Origin of the sequence: Sporosarcina sp. NCCP-2716 (assembly GCF_023707985.1) — a bacterium.
GTDB lineage: Bacteria > Bacillota > Bacilli > Bacillales_A > Planococcaceae > Sporosarcina.
The window spans coordinates 1-14109 of the sequence record NZ_BRCF01000011.1 but is presented as its reverse complement, the minus strand read 5'-3'; the positions used below and the strand labels follow the sequence as shown (position 1 = coordinate 14109).

The window sequence follows — 14109 nt, the reverse complement described above, 5'->3', positions numbered from 1 at the left end:
ACGTGATGCATCCAATTCAAAGCATGCTCGGGTCGATTATGGAACGGAAGGTGCACTTGCTGACGACGTTTTTCTTCGCATTCGGCTCCTTCTTTTTAGCGCAGGCCGTCCTGTTCGACGCCGCCGTTCCGTTTTTGCTGCCGGTCTGGGCGCTCGCGGTCATGCGCTATCCGAAGTACCTGATCCCTGCGTTCGTCGGCGGAATGAGCGGCAGTCTATTCCTCGGTCTCGGACAAGCCCTCTTGTTCGTGTTGCAGCTCGTGCTGTTCAACTTGGTCATCCGGCATGCGTTCACCCGGAAATCGGTGCAGCTCACGGTCGCCGGGACGATCATCGCCACGCAGGTGTTCTGGCAGCTGATCATGTATGCCGGCCAGCCGCCGCTGACCGTGCAGGTGGCGATCGGGTTCGAGGCACTGCTCGCACTTGTCATGACCGTCTTTCTGTTCATCGCGTTCCCCCAGGTCGATAAGCTGCTGTACTCCCCGTGGCGGGCTGAGCAGCTGGGGGCTGCCTGCATCATCGCGGCGATGGCGACGACCGGGATGGACCGGATGATGATCGGTCTCGTTTCGGTGCCGGGCGCTCTTCTCTATATGGCGATCCTGATTGCTGCCGTGTCGGGCGGTGTCCTGTTCTCAACGACGATCGCCATGATGATTGCCGCCATCACCGGTATGGCGGAGCTTTCCTTCACAGGCATGATGACCGTGTACGGCATGACAGGGTTCGCCGCCGGTTCCATGAAAGGGTTCGGGAAACTGGGGGTGGCGACGGGAGGTCTGTTCGCTTCTGTCTTCTTCCTGATGTATGACCTGACGCTGCCGCTCGACCAGACGCATTTCGTCACAATCGGTGTGGCGACCGTCCTGTTCTTCCTCATTCCATCGAGGCGGCTTGCTTCCGTCTCCGATGTGCTGCAGCCGGAGCGGCAGGATCTGTCCGAAAAGCGCCAGCAGTGGCTGGCCCGCCGGCTGGATGAACAATTGACGGATTTCCAGCAGTTCGCGTCGTTCATGTCGACGATGGTGAATGATCAGTTCCCCGCCCAGGAGACGCATCACAGGGCGCGGACGGAGGAGCTGCCGCTCGCCTGCCGTTCATGCTTCCGGTATACGAAATGCTGGGAGTCGAATGACGACAGCATGCCGGCGCTTCTTTCGGAATGGGAATCGACCTACTCCGCCACGAAGAAAGCGGCACGGCACCGGGTGGAAGAGAAGATCCGCTACAAATGTGTCCGCCATAACGGACTGATCGAAGAGCTGGAGGAACGCGGCGCGGACCGCCTGCTCATGGGACAGCTCCAGCACGGGCGCAAGATGCTTGCCCTGCAATTGCGTGATATGAGCACCCACCTGGAGAATATGATGAAGGAGATCAAAGAAGACGTCACGATCTATCATCCGTCGGAAGAGGAACTCGGCAGCTGTCTGCGCGCCCAGGATATCGAGTTTTTCCAGATCGATATTTTATCGGAAGAAAAGGGGTCCATGCGCATCGTCTGTTCGATTCCGGAGCGTCGTTCGTCGTTCGAGACGGATACGACGGTCGCCGAACGGCTCATCTTGCCGATCCTGGAGGAGATGTATGAAGAGCCATTCCAGGTGGAGAAAGCCCTGGCACGGGAGCGGCCGTTCGCCCATCTGCAGCTGACGTTCACGTCGGCTGTCCGCTTCTCCATGCAGTACGGTGTCGTCGCCACAGCCGGCGGCGGCTCGATGTACGCGGGGGATGCGTATGAAGTGTTCCCGATCCACGACGGACTGACCGCGGTGCTGCTGTCGGACGGGATGGGGCAGGACCTGAACGCGTATTACGAAAGCCAGAAAGTGATCCGCCTCATGCGGGAGTGCCTGGACCGCAAGATGGGTCCTGAAACGGCCATGCATACGCTCCATTATATGATGGCGCTGAACGGATTAGACGACATGTACGCGACTTTGGATCTGGCGCTGGTCGACTTGCAGGACGGCCGGCTCTGGTCGTGGAAAGCCGGTTCGATGAGCACCTACATCAAGCGGGGGGATGAGTTCCTGCGGATGGACAGCAAAGCGGTGCCGTTCGGATTTTTACCTTCGTTCACCGTGGAAGCGAAAAACGAGGATCTGAAATCAGGGGACATCATCGTCATGATGACGGACGGTATCTTCAACGGGGATATTCCGCTCGAACAGCAGGAACGCGCCCTGTGCCAGACGCTGGAACGCCACAGCGGGCTGGATTGCGAAGCGCTCGCTGACCGGGTCATGGCGGAGATGGAGCGGAAATTCAAGACGACGGCGGATGACCGGACGGTGCTCGTCATGAAAGTGGACCATATCGTGCCGAGCTGGTCGAGTGTGAAGATGCGGACTCCGTCACTTTTCCGGCAGAAAGTGGTAGGATGAAGGGAGAATAGGGAGGTGAGCCGGAATGGACCATAAATGGACACGGGAAGTTTTGGGGTTCATCCGCCGCAAAGGCCTCCTGCAGCGGGGAGACCGGGTGCTTGCAGCCTGTTCAGGAGGGGTCGATTCGATGGTGATGCTGCATTATCTGGCGGCAGCCCGGCAGCGGATCGGCATCGAAGTCGGGGCGGTCCATGTCGATCACTGCCTGCGCGGTGAGGAGTCCGCTGCAGACGGGGAGGCTGTGCAGCTGCTGGCGGATCGGTTCGGCATCCCCTGCTTCCGGACGATCGTTCCGGTGCCGGAGCTGCTGGAGCAGTCGGGCGGCAGCGTGCAGGACGTCTGCCGGACCGGCCGCTACGGGAAATTCGAAGAGGTGATGACGGCAGGAGGGTATACGGTGCTCGCGGTCGCCCACCATGCGGAGGATCAGCTGGAGACGGTGCTGATGCAGCTCGCGAAAGGGCAGCGGCCGAAAGGGATGCCGATCAGCCGGAGTATCGGACAGGGGCGGCTGATCCGGCCGCTGCTGCAGCTCGGAAAAGCGGATCTGTACCGGTACGCGTCTGAACACGGAGTGGCATACCGGGAGGACCCGAGCAACGAAAAGGACGACTATACGCGGAACCGCTACCGGCATCATGTCTTGCCGGCGCTGCTGGCAGAGGAGCCGGCAGCGGCAGGCAGTGCGGTCCGGGTGTCGGAAACCCTTCAGGAAGAGGAGGATTACCTCAGCAGGATGGCCGCGGAGCATGCTGCACCGCTGATCGCGGCAGCTGACCGGGAAGGCGTCCTGTCCGTGCGTTCAGAAGCGTTTCGCGCCATGCACCCGGCTTTACAAAAGAGGGTCGTTCCTCTACTATTAAAGTATCTTTACAATGGGGAAACTTTACATGCAATCTACAACGTCTCCCTGCTGGAACAGCTCATCCGTCAGCTGTGCGAAGTGCACGGCAGCGCCTCTGTCGATCTGCCTGAAGGATGGCGGCTGCAGAGGGAGTACGGGGTGTCCTCATTCGTTCGGGAAGAAGAGGGAAGGCGGCCATGCCGCAGCATTCCGTTCCCGGAAGACGAATGGGTCCGGTGGGGGACGTGCAGATTGCGTTGGTGCCGTGCGGAGCGGACGGATGCCGATGAACTTGTCGGCTTGGCCGAATGGCGGTATTTCCTGCCGGCGGAGGACGGCATGCCGTCTGAAATCCGTACGCGGAAACCCGGGGACCGGATCCGGCTGCCGGGGATGGACTCACCGAAAAAACTGAGCCGGCTGTTCATCGACGGGAAAGTCGATCCGTCGAAACGGGACACACTTCCGGTCATCATTTCGGAACAGGGGAGGATCTACGCAATCCCCGGTGTCCGGTATGGTGATTGTTTCTCGCAGGAATGCCCGGCAGGTGAAGCGTACATCCTGATGATGGACCGGACGCACGGATGACGTCCGCCCGAGCCTGGACCCCACAAACTTTAGGAGGAATTATTCATGTTGGAACAAGATATTCAAGAAGTGCTGATCTCTGAGGAGCAGCTGCAGGAAAAAGTGGCGGAGCTCGGAAAGCAGCTGACTGAAGAGTACAAGGACAAGTACCCGCTCGTCATTGGTGTGCTGAAAGGCGCCCTGCCGTTCATGAGCGACCTTATCAAACGGTTCGATGCTTACATAGAACTCGATTTCATGGATGTTTCCAGTTATGGGAACGCGACAGTTTCTTCGGGCGAAGTGAAAATCATCAAAGACTTGAACACCAGTGTGGAAGGCCGCGATATCCTCATCCTGGAAGACATCATCGACAGCGGAAAGACGCTGAAATACTTAGTGGAGCTGTTCAAGTACCGTAAAGCGAACTCCATCAAAATCGTCACACTGCTCGATAAGCCGACGGGCCGTAAAGTCGATCTGTCAGCGGACCTGGTCGGATTCGAAGTGCCGGATGCGTTCGTCGTCGGATACGGACTCGACTACGCAGAGAAGTACCGGAACCTCCCGTATATCGGTGTTTTGAAAAAAGAAATCTACACGACTTGAGGACGTCCGGCAGCCCGTCATGACGGGGGGCAGCGCAACTCCTCAGCAAAGTCATTTTCTTTGTGATTCAAATTGCATATGTGATAAGATTGTCAATAGTTTTCTGTTGAAGAAATGAGGAGGCTTGGGATGAATCGAATATTTCGATACTTTCTATTATATGGGCTGATTTTTCTGGCGATCATGGGAATCTTCAGTTCGCTGAACAATCCGAACCCTAAAATGGAAAAGATCCGTTATGACGAATTTCTCACAGCATTAGAACAAGGTAAAGTGGAAAAAGCCGAATTTCAGCCTGTTCAGCTTGTCTATGAAGTAAAAGGGCATATGAAGGGCGCAAAGAAAGACGAGACGTTCACAACCAACGTTCCGATGAATGATGAGACGACTATGAGCGACATCCGTGAACTTGCGAAAACCACCAAGACGGAAGTGGACATTTTACCAGCGCCTGAAACGAGCGCATGGGTTTCCTTCTTCACCGGCCTTGTGCCGTTCATCATCATTATCATCCTGTTCTTCTTCCTGCTGAACCAAGCGCAGGGCGGCGGCGGTGGCGGTAAAGTGATGAACTTCGGGAAAAGCAAAGCGAAACTGCATTCCGATGACCGCAAGAAAGTCCGTTTTACGGACGTAGCCGGCGCAGACGAAGAGAAACAGGAACTGATTGAAGTCGTGGACTTCTTGAAAGACCCGCGGAAATTCGCGGAAGTCGGTGCCCGTATTCCGAAGGGCATCCTGCTAGTCGGACCTCCTGGGACAGGGAAGACCCTGCTGGCCCGTGCGGTGGCAGGAGAAGCCGGCGTGCCGTTCTTCAGCATCTCCGGTTCGGACTTCGTCGAGATGTTTGTCGGCGTCGGGGCATCCCGTGTCCGTGACCTGTTCGAAAACGCGAAGAAAAACGCACCATGTATCATCTTCATCGATGAAATCGATGCTGTCGGACGTCAGCGGGGCGCTGGCCTCGGCGGCGGACATGATGAGCGCGAGCAGACGCTCAACCAGCTGCTTGTCGAGATGGATGGCTTCGGTGAAAACGAAGGCATCATCATCATCGCTGCAACAAACCGCCCGGACATCCTGGACCCTGCACTCTTGCGTCCAGGCCGTTTCGACCGTCAGATCACGGTCGGCCGTCCGGATGTAAAAGGTCGTGAAGCTGTACTGAAAGTGCACGCACGCAACAAACCGCTCGACGAAACGGTCAACTTGAAGGCCCTCGCCCAGCGGACGCCTGGTTTCTCAGGTGCTGATCTTGAAAACTTGCTGAACGAAGCCGCCCTGGTGGCTGCGCGCCGCAACAAGACGAAGATCGACATGTCCGACATCGACGAAGCGACGGACCGTGTCATTGCCGGTACGGCGAAGACGAGCCGTGTCATATCCGAGAAGGAACGCCGGATCGTCGCGAACCATGAGGCAGGCCACGTTGTTGTCGGTCTGATTCTCGACGACGCGGAGATCGTGCACAAAGTGACGATCGTCCCTCGCGGCCAGGCTGGCGGTTATGCCGTCATGCTGCCGAAAGAGGATCGTTACTTCATGACGAAACCGGAACTTCTCGACAAGATCGCAGGCCTCCTCGGCGGCCGTGTCTCCGAAGAAATCGTTCTCGGCGAAGCATCGACCGGAGCGCATAACGACTTCCAGCGGGCGACAGGCATTGCCCGTTCGATGGTGACGGAATACGGGATGAGCGAAAAGCTCGGACCGATGCAGTTCGGCCAGGCACAGGGCGGCAACGTCTTCCTCGGCCGCGACTTCAACTCCGAACAGAACTATTCCGATTCGATCGCTTACGAAATCGATCAGGAAATGCAGGCGATCATCAAAGGGGAATACGAGCGCACGAAGCGGATCCTTACTGAGAACCGGGACTTGCTCGACCTGATCGCGAAGACGCTTCTCGAAGTGGAAACACTCGACGCCGAACAGATCAACCATCTGAAGGACCACGGGACACTCCCGGAGCGTCCGTACGATCGGAAAGAAGTCGGCGAAGACGCAGAGGCGAATCCGGATGTGACCGGAGCACCGACAGATCCATCCGTCGGCGACCTGCCGAGCGGTGCGGAACCGAAAGAACCGCTCGACTCGATCGACGAAAAACGCAACGAATTCTAACAAGCCCAGCTGACTGTCCATCACAAGACAGTCGGCTGTTTTTTTTGAAAAGATATATGGTATGATGTGAGGGAAAAAAGACTATTGAGGTTAGTGAGGAATCGGCCATGCTCTTAGTTTTAGATACAGGCAACACCAACATCGTGCTCGGCGTCTATGACGGCGACGAACTGAAGCACCACTGGCGGATGGAGACCTACAGGCAGAAGACGGAAGACGAATATGCCATGCAGGTGAAATCGCTGTTCGGGCATGTCGGTCTGGAGTTCTCGGATATCCAAGGCATCATCATCTCCTCTGTCGTGCCGCCCGTCATGCACCCGCTCGAACAGATGTGCAAGAAATACTTCAACCAGGAACCGATCATCGTCGGGCCGGGCGTCAAAACCGGCCTGAATATCAAATACGAAAACCCGCGTGAAGTGGGCGCCGACCGGATCGTCAACGCGGTCGCAGCAATCCACGAATACGGCAGTCCCCTCATCATTGTCGACTTCGGGACAGCGACGACGTACTGCTATGTCAACGAACGGGGGGAATACATGGGAGGGGCCATTGCGCCGGGTGTCAACATTTCCATGGAGGCGCTGTTCGACCGCGCTTCGAAACTCCCGAGGATCGAACTCGTCCGGCCGGAGCATGTCGTCGGGAAAAACACCGTATCCGCCATGCAGGCTGGAATCCTATACGGCTATGTCGGCCAGGTCGAAGGGCTCGTCAACCGCATGAAAGAAGCGAGCAAACAGCCGCCGACCGTCATCGCGACCGGCGGACTCGCCCCGCTCATCGGGAAGGAAACCGATACGATCGACGTCATCGACGAATTTCTGACGCTGAAAGGGTTAAAACTGATCTACGAACGCAACCTATAAGGAGAGAATGGCACATGAATGATTATCTCGTAAAAGCACTCGCATTCGACGGCACGATCCGGGCCTATGCGGCGACAACTACAGGAGCAGTCGGGGAAATGCAGCGCCGCCACTATTCGTGGCCGACCGCGACAGCTGCCATCGGACGCACGATGACCGCCACTGTCATGATGGGCGCCATGCTGAAAGGCGACGACAAACTGACCGCCAAAGTCGACGGGGGAGGACCGCTCGGCGCAATCGTCACCGACGCAGACGCCCACGGCCATATCCGCGGCTACGCACTCAATCCGCAGACCCATTTCGACTTGAATGCACAGGGCAAGCTGGACGTCCGCCGCGCTGTCGGAACGGACGGCATGCTGACGGTCGTCAAGGACCTCGGCCTGCGGGATATGTTCACCGGCCAGACACCGATCGTTTCAGGTGAGATCGCGGAAGACTTCACCCAGTACTTCGTCGTGTCGGAGCAGGTGCCGTCCGCAGTGGCGCTCGGTGTGCTGGTGAACCCGGATAATACCGTAAAAGCTTCCGGCGGGTTCATCCTCCAGGTGATGCCGGGGGCGGAAGAAGAGACGATTGCAGAGCTGGAACAGCGGATCGGCCGTATGGAGCCGATCTCAAAAATGATCGACCGAGGCCTGTCACCGGAAGAAGTCCTGGCTGAAGTACTCGGGACGGAGAACGTCCGGGTCGTCGACAAGATGGACGTCAGTTTCCGATGCAACTGTTCCAAGGAACGCTTCGGCACGGCCATCAAAAGCCTCGGGGAAGCCGAAATCCTCCAGATGATCGAAGAGGATGGCCAGGCGGAGGCGGAGTGCCATTTCTGCTTGGAAAAGTACGTGTATTCCAAAGAGGAACTAGAGGAATTTGTCGATGAAATCCGGGCCGGCTCGTAATCCGGAGGGAAGCGGACAGCCGAAACGCCGGCTGAAGACGAAGCCGCTGCTTCTCCTGATCGCCCTCCTCGCCGCCGGGAACCTGCTGTGGTTCATCGGCTGGCTGATCCCTGACAAAGCGCAGAGTCCGTTCGAAGCCGGCGAAGAGGTTGCATCCGTCGCCGGCAAACCGATCACCCGGGAAGAGTGGATGACCGCGATGGAGCAGGAAGTCGGCCGGGAGGTCCTGCTCGGCCTTGTGAACGACCGTGTCATGGAGACGGCGGCAAAAGAATACAAGATCGATGTGACCGATGCCGACGTCGACCGTGAACTCGCACTGCTGTCCTCCGTGGACGGAAAAGCCTACACCGGTCTCGACGCCGGCCAGATGCGGAAGAAAGTCCGGAGCCAGCTGATCCTCGACCGTGTGCTGACGAAAGACATCGTCATCGACGACGAAGCTGTGAAGAAGTATTACAGCAAGAACGAATCGCAGTTTGAAATACCGACCTCTTACCGGACGTCCCTGCTCGCTGCAGCGACGGAGGAAGACGCGGAACAGGCGCTGAAAGAGCTGAAGGACGGCTCGAGTTTCGACGTCCTTGCAAAGGAACGCTCGATCGACCCGGCCTCCGCTTCGATCGGAGGGGATCTCGGCTACGTGAGCAGCCGGTCGGAAGACGTGGACCCTGCCGTCATCGACCAGGCGGGGAAGATGAAACCTGACAGCATCAGTCCGGTAGTCCGGCTGTCCGACGGCACGTTCGCCATTTTGAATGTCCATGACGTGCTGGAGGGACAGTCGTTCAAGCTGAAGGACGTCCAGGAACACATACGCCGTGAACTGGCGCTGCAGCAGCTTTCCCAATCGGTCACCCCCGAGACCTTCTGGCAGGAATTCGACGCCAAGTGGTTTTACGGAAAGTGAAGAACTTCGCACTCGCTGCGGAGTTTTTTTCATACAGATAAGGGAATTCAAATGATTGACAGCGGTCACATTTCTCTTATACACTGAATACAGTATTAAACCTACCTATTAACTAGGAATTGGAGTGGTCGACATGAAGAGAATCGGAAATTCAGTAGCGGATCTGGTGGGCCAGACCCCGCTCGTCAAATTGAACCGGCTCACCGGTGCGGAAGACGCGGATGTCTACTTGAAGCTCGAATACTTCAACCCTGGCTCGAGCGTCAAAGACCGGATCGCCCTTGCGATGATCGAAGCGGCCGAACGGTCCGGAGACTTGCAGGAAGGCGGGACGCTCATCGAGCCGACGAGCGGCAACACAGGCATCGGACTCGCCATGATCGCGGCGGCGAAAGGCTATAAAGCGGTCCTCGTCATGCCGGATACGATGAGTATGGAGCGGCGCAACCTGCTGCGTGCGTATGGCGCCGACCTGATCCTGACCCCGGGTGCGGAAGGTATGAAAGGCGCAATCGCCAAATCCGAGCAGCTGGCGGAAGAGAACGGCTGGTTCCTGCCGCAGCAGTTCAACAATGAAGCGAATCCGGAAGTGCACCGGCTGACGACAGGCCCGGAAATCGCAGACGCGCTCGACCGGGTCGATGCGTTCGTTTCCGCGGTCGGTACAGGCGGGACGATCACAGGTGTCGGCAGCGTGCTGAAAGAGCGGTTCCCGGACGTCCGGATCATCGCTGTCGAGCCGACTGATTCCCCGGTGCTGTCAGGCGGTAAACCCGGCCCCCATAAGATCCAGGGAATCGGCGCCGGTTTCATTCCCGAAGTGCTCGATACGGACATCTACGATGACATCACACAAGTGACGAACGAGGAGTCCTACGAATATGCACGGAAGCTTGCGAAGGAAGAAGGGATCCTCGGCGGCGTATCTTCCGGGGCGGCAGTCTTCGCAGCCTTGAAAGCGGCGCGGGAACTCGGCAAAGGAAAAACGGTCGTTGCGATCCTGCCGTCGAACGGGGAGAGGTACTTGAGCACCCCTCTCTACCAGTTCGAAGAGGAATGAGCAGCACAGGGAGGAAGCGCGGATGCTTCCTCTCTTTTTTGTGCATTTCATTAGGAAAACGGGCGGGCAGCCGGTAAACTGAAGACCAAAAGACGCCAAACAGCAGTGGCGTGGTATATAGGGGGAGAAGGCATTATGGAGTTGGAGCATGCAGCGGGGCCTTATCAGTTCGGCGGCACGACAATCGACTTTTCGAAAGAGACGGCGGTGATGGGGATCCTGAATGTGACACCGGATTCATTCTCGGACGGCGGTAAGTACAGCCGGACGGACGCAGCGCTTCGGCATGCGTCGGAAATGCTCGCGGACGGGGCGAAAATCATCGATATCGGCGGGGAATCCACACGGCCCGGCCATACACCCGTTTCGCTGGATGAAGAATTGTCCCGGATCGTCCCGATCATCGAAGCGCTCGCGGGCGAGCTGGATTGTGCGCTGTCCATCGATACATACAAAGCGGATGTCGCAGAGGAGGCGCTAAAAGTAGGCGCCCATATCGTCAACGACATCTGGGGAGCGAAACGCGAGCCGCGGATCGCCGAAGTGGCACGTGAATACGGGGCGCCGATCATCCTGATGCACAACCGGGAGCAGGCCGTCTACGGAGGGCCGTTCGGTGACGAACTGATGGCTGATCTGAACGGAAGCATCGATACCGCACGGGCTGCAGGGGTGCCGCTCCGCAATATTTGGCTCGATCCCGGCATTGGTTTCGCAAAAGACGTCCAGCAGAACATCGAAGCGATGCAGTGCCTGGACCGGATTGCGGACCTCGGTTACCCGGTGCTGCTCGGCACATCGAAGAAATCACTGGTAGGGCGCGTGCTGGACCTGCCGGTGGATGAACGGCTCGAAGGGACAGGGGCTACGGTCTGCTATGGCATCGAGCACGGCTGCCACATCGTCCGGGTGCATGACGTGAAACCGATCTCCCGGATGGTGAAGATGATGGACACCCTTGTCGGGAAGCGGCACTATGAACAGTGAAAGCGGGGCGGAACAGTTGGATTTCATACACATTAACGACATGCAGTTTTACGGCTATCACGGAGCGCTCGCAGAGGAGAATGTACTCGGCCAGCGGTTTGTCATATCAGTCGTCCTGGTGACGGACTTGAAGCAGGCCGGGACGACGGACGATCTGACAGCTACCGTCAATTATGCGGAAGTCTATGAGAAAGTCCGGAGTATCGCGGAAGGGGAACCGGTGAAACTGATTGAAACGGTCGCGGAGCGAATTGCTGCGGACCTGCTTGAAAGTTATCCGGAGCGCGTGCAGTCCGTGCGGGTGAAGGTCGTCAAACCGGACCCGCCGATTGCCGGTCATTACGCCAGTGTCGCTGTCGAGATTGAGAGGGGGCGGCGTCCGTGAATACTGCCTATTTGTCGATCGGTACAAATATGGGCGACCGGGAAGTCAACCTGACGAAGGCGGCGGAACAGCTGCGCCGGACGGACGGCATCGAATCCGTTGAATTGTCCTCCATCTATGAAACGGCTCCGGTCGGACTGACGGACCAGGCGGACTTTCTGAACGCGGCCGCCCGTGTTGTGACGTCACTGCCGGCTGAAGAACTGCTTGCGGCCTGTCAGCGGATCGAGAAGGATCTCGGGCGGGTGCGGACGATCCGGTGGGGGCCGCGTACGGCGGATCTTGACATCTTATTGTATAATGAGGAGCGGATCGACACGGAAACGCTGACCGTTCCTCATCCGCGGATGCAGGAGAGGGCGTTTGTCCTGATCCCGCTGACCGAGCTTGCTCCGGACTGCGCGGACCCGGTCACCGGGCGCCTGTACCGGGAAGCCCCGGCTATGGCGGATGAAGGCGTTCGGCGGTGGAAAGCGAAGGAAGACAGTGGTCCCCGTCCGTAATTCATCGGAAAGAACATACGCCGCTTTGCGAGCGGCTTTTTTTACGTATGCAGTTTGTGTACAATAGGAGTAGCGCATATAGAAAGTGCAGGACGAAACCAGAGGAGTGAACAGGATGTCGACGAACGAAGAATTGAATGACCAGCTTCAGGTGAGACGCCAGAAGATGGATGAAATACGCAGCAGCGGCCAGGATCCGTTCGGGGCGCGGTACGAACGCACCCATCTGTCGAACGAAGTGATCGAGGCTTACGGAGAACTGTCGAAGGAAGAGCTGGACGAAACGCCGCATCCCGTGAAGATCGCAGGACGGATCATGACGAAACGCGGAAAAGGGAAAGCCGGCTTCGCGCATATCCAGGACCTCGGCGGCCAGATCCAGATCTACGTCCGCCAAGATGCAATCGGGGAGGACGCCTATAAGCTGTTCAATATGGCCGATCTCGGTGACATCGTAGGTATCGAAGGGACAGTCTTCAAGACGAAGGTCGGGGAACTTTCCATTAAGGCGCAGGAGTTCACATTCCTTTCGAAAGCATTGCGCCCGCTTCCCGAGAAGTACCATGGCCTGCAGGACATCGAACAGCGCTACCGCCAGCGGTACCTGGACCTGATCTCCACGGAAGGCAGCAAGGAGACGTTCATCCTCCGCAGCCGCATCATCCAGTCGATGCGCCGATACTTGGATGGACAAGGGTTCCTGGAAGTGGAGACGCCGATGCTGCACTCGATCGCAGGGGGAGCGGCGGCACGTCCGTTCATCACCCACCACAATACACTCGACATGACGCTGTATATGCGGATCGCCATCGAACTTCATCTGAAGCGGCTGATCGTCGGAGGTCTTGAGAAAGTGTATGAGATCGGACGGGTATTCCGGAACGAAGGGATTTCCACCCGCCACAATCCGGAGTTCACGATGATCGAACTGTACGAGGCTTATGCCGACTACAATGACATCATGGAATTGACAGAGAACCTGATCTCCCATATTGCCCAGGAAGTGCTCGGCACAACACAGGTCCAATACGGGGAAGAGATCATCGATGTATCGCCAGGCTGGAAGCGGCTGCATATGGCGGATGCCGTCAAGGAATACACAGGCGCGGACTTCTGGAAGGAGATGACGAAGGAAGAGGCGCATGCACTGGCCAAGGAACACGGCGTTGACGTGCAGCCTTCAATGGAGACTGGGCACGTGCTGAATGAATTCTTCGAACAGAAAGTCGAAGAGCAGCTTGTCCAGCCGACATTCATCTTCGGGCATCCCGTGGAAATTTCGCCTCTCGCGAAAAAGAATCCGGAAGACGGCCGTTTCACCGACCGCTTCGAACTGTTCATCGTCCGCCGCGAGCATGCCAATGCATTCACGGAACTGAATGACCCGATCGATCAGCGCCAGCGTTTCGAAGCGCAGCTTGTCGAAAAGGAGCAGGGCAATGACGAAGCGCATGAAATGGATGAAGACTTCATCGAGGCTCTGGAGTACGGCCTGCCGCCTACAGGCGGACTCGGCATCGGTGTCGACCGTCTCGTCATGCTGCTGACGAACTCCCAGTCGATCCGTGATGTGCTGCTGTTCCCGCAGATGCGCTCCAAAGACCAGTCGGGCAAAAAGGACTGAAAATACGTGTAAGATGAGCATCCCGATCAACAGCGGGATGCTTTTTTAAATCAAGGGAAATAAAAACCTTGCACAGATAAGAACTGCATGGTATATTAGAACACGTTGCTTTTCACATAAGCTTTTCGAAGAAACACATCGAAGTAAATATCGTCCAACAAAGTTGTTGACGCGGATCGCAAGAAGTGTTATCATTAGAAAGTTGCTGAAAACAACAACTGAACAACATGAACCTTGAAAACTGAACAGCAAAATGTCAACGAATTATCGTCTGTGAAACCGACCCCGTCGGCGGAACAGACACAAACCAGATCAACAGATCTGAT

At 57.1% G+C, this 14109-nt stretch carries 12 protein-coding genes; all 12 read left to right on the top strand.

The annotated features are described in order from the left end of the window. Positions 1 to 5 precede the first annotated feature (5 nt). The 12 genes from NFU03_RS14390 to lysS all read left to right on the top strand — a co-directional run bounded on the left by NFU03_RS14390 (position 6) and on the right by lysS (position 13783). Positions 6 to 2390, top strand: a complete 2385-nt coding sequence (locus tag NFU03_RS14390) for a SpoIIE family protein phosphatase (protein ID WP_251639811.1) — start codon at positions 6 to 8, stop codon at positions 2388 to 2390. Positions 2391 to 2415: 25 nt separating this feature from the next. Next, positions 2416 to 3828, top strand: a complete 1413-nt coding sequence (gene tilS / locus NFU03_RS14385) for a tRNA lysidine(34) synthetase TilS (protein ID WP_251639809.1) — start codon at positions 2416 to 2418, stop codon at positions 3826 to 3828. A 45-nt stretch (positions 3829 to 3873) separates the two neighbouring features. Then, entirely contained in the window at positions 3874 to 4416 is a 543-nt protein-coding gene (gene hpt / locus NFU03_RS14380) for a hypoxanthine phosphoribosyltransferase (protein ID WP_251639807.1), read from the top strand. A 129-nt stretch (positions 4417 to 4545) separates the two neighbouring features. Further along, positions 4546 to 6540 (top strand): ATP-dependent zinc metalloprotease FtsH, encoded by a 1995-nt coding sequence (ftsH, locus tag NFU03_RS14375; RefSeq protein ID WP_251639805.1) that lies wholly within the window; start codon positions 4546 to 4548, stop codon positions 6538 to 6540. A 107-nt stretch (positions 6541 to 6647) separates the two neighbouring features. After that, the gene (locus tag NFU03_RS14370) at positions 6648 to 7412 is read left to right on the top strand and encodes a type III pantothenate kinase (protein ID WP_251639803.1); all 765 of its coding nucleotides are present in this window, start codon (positions 6648 to 6650) and stop codon (positions 7410 to 7412) included. Positions 7413 to 7426: 14 nt separating this feature from the next. After that, positions 7427 to 8314 (top strand): Hsp33 family molecular chaperone HslO, encoded by an 888-nt coding sequence (gene hslO, locus NFU03_RS14365; protein WP_251639801.1) that lies wholly within the window; start codon positions 7427 to 7429, stop codon positions 8312 to 8314. Then, entirely contained in the window at positions 8292 to 9224 is a 933-nt protein-coding gene (locus tag NFU03_RS14360) for a peptidyl-prolyl cis-trans isomerase (RefSeq protein WP_251639799.1), read from the top strand. The genes hslO and NFU03_RS14360 overlap by 23 nt, the downstream gene beginning before the upstream one ends. A 133-nt stretch (positions 9225 to 9357) precedes the next feature. After that, positions 9358 to 10284 carry a cysteine synthase A gene (gene cysK / locus NFU03_RS14355; RefSeq protein ID WP_251639797.1) on the top strand — a complete coding sequence of 309 codons (927 nt, stop codon included), beginning with the start codon at positions 9358 to 9360 and terminating at the stop codon, positions 10282 to 10284. A gap of 135 nt (positions 10285 to 10419) precedes the next feature. Beyond that, entirely contained in the window at positions 10420 to 11271 is an 852-nt protein-coding gene (folP, locus tag NFU03_RS14350) for a dihydropteroate synthase (RefSeq protein ID WP_251639795.1), read from the top strand. Positions 11272 to 11287: 16 nt separating this feature from the next. Next, on the top strand, positions 11288 to 11656 hold the full coding sequence (folB, locus tag NFU03_RS14345) for a dihydroneopterin aldolase (RefSeq protein WP_251639888.1): 369 nt from the start codon (positions 11288 to 11290) through the stop codon (positions 11654 to 11656). A 29-nt stretch (positions 11657 to 11685) separates the two neighbouring features. Then, positions 11686 to 12159, top strand: a complete 474-nt coding sequence (gene folK / locus NFU03_RS14340; protein ID WP_251639887.1) for a 2-amino-4-hydroxy-6-hydroxymethyldihydropteridine diphosphokinase — start codon at positions 11686 to 11688, stop codon at positions 12157 to 12159. 115 nt (positions 12160 to 12274) lie between these two features. Then, complete coding sequence (gene lysS, locus NFU03_RS14335; RefSeq protein WP_251639793.1) at positions 12275 to 13783, top strand: lysine--tRNA ligase; 1509 nt, start codon at positions 12275 to 12277, stop codon at positions 13781 to 13783. Positions 13784 to 14109 lie beyond the last annotated feature (326 nt).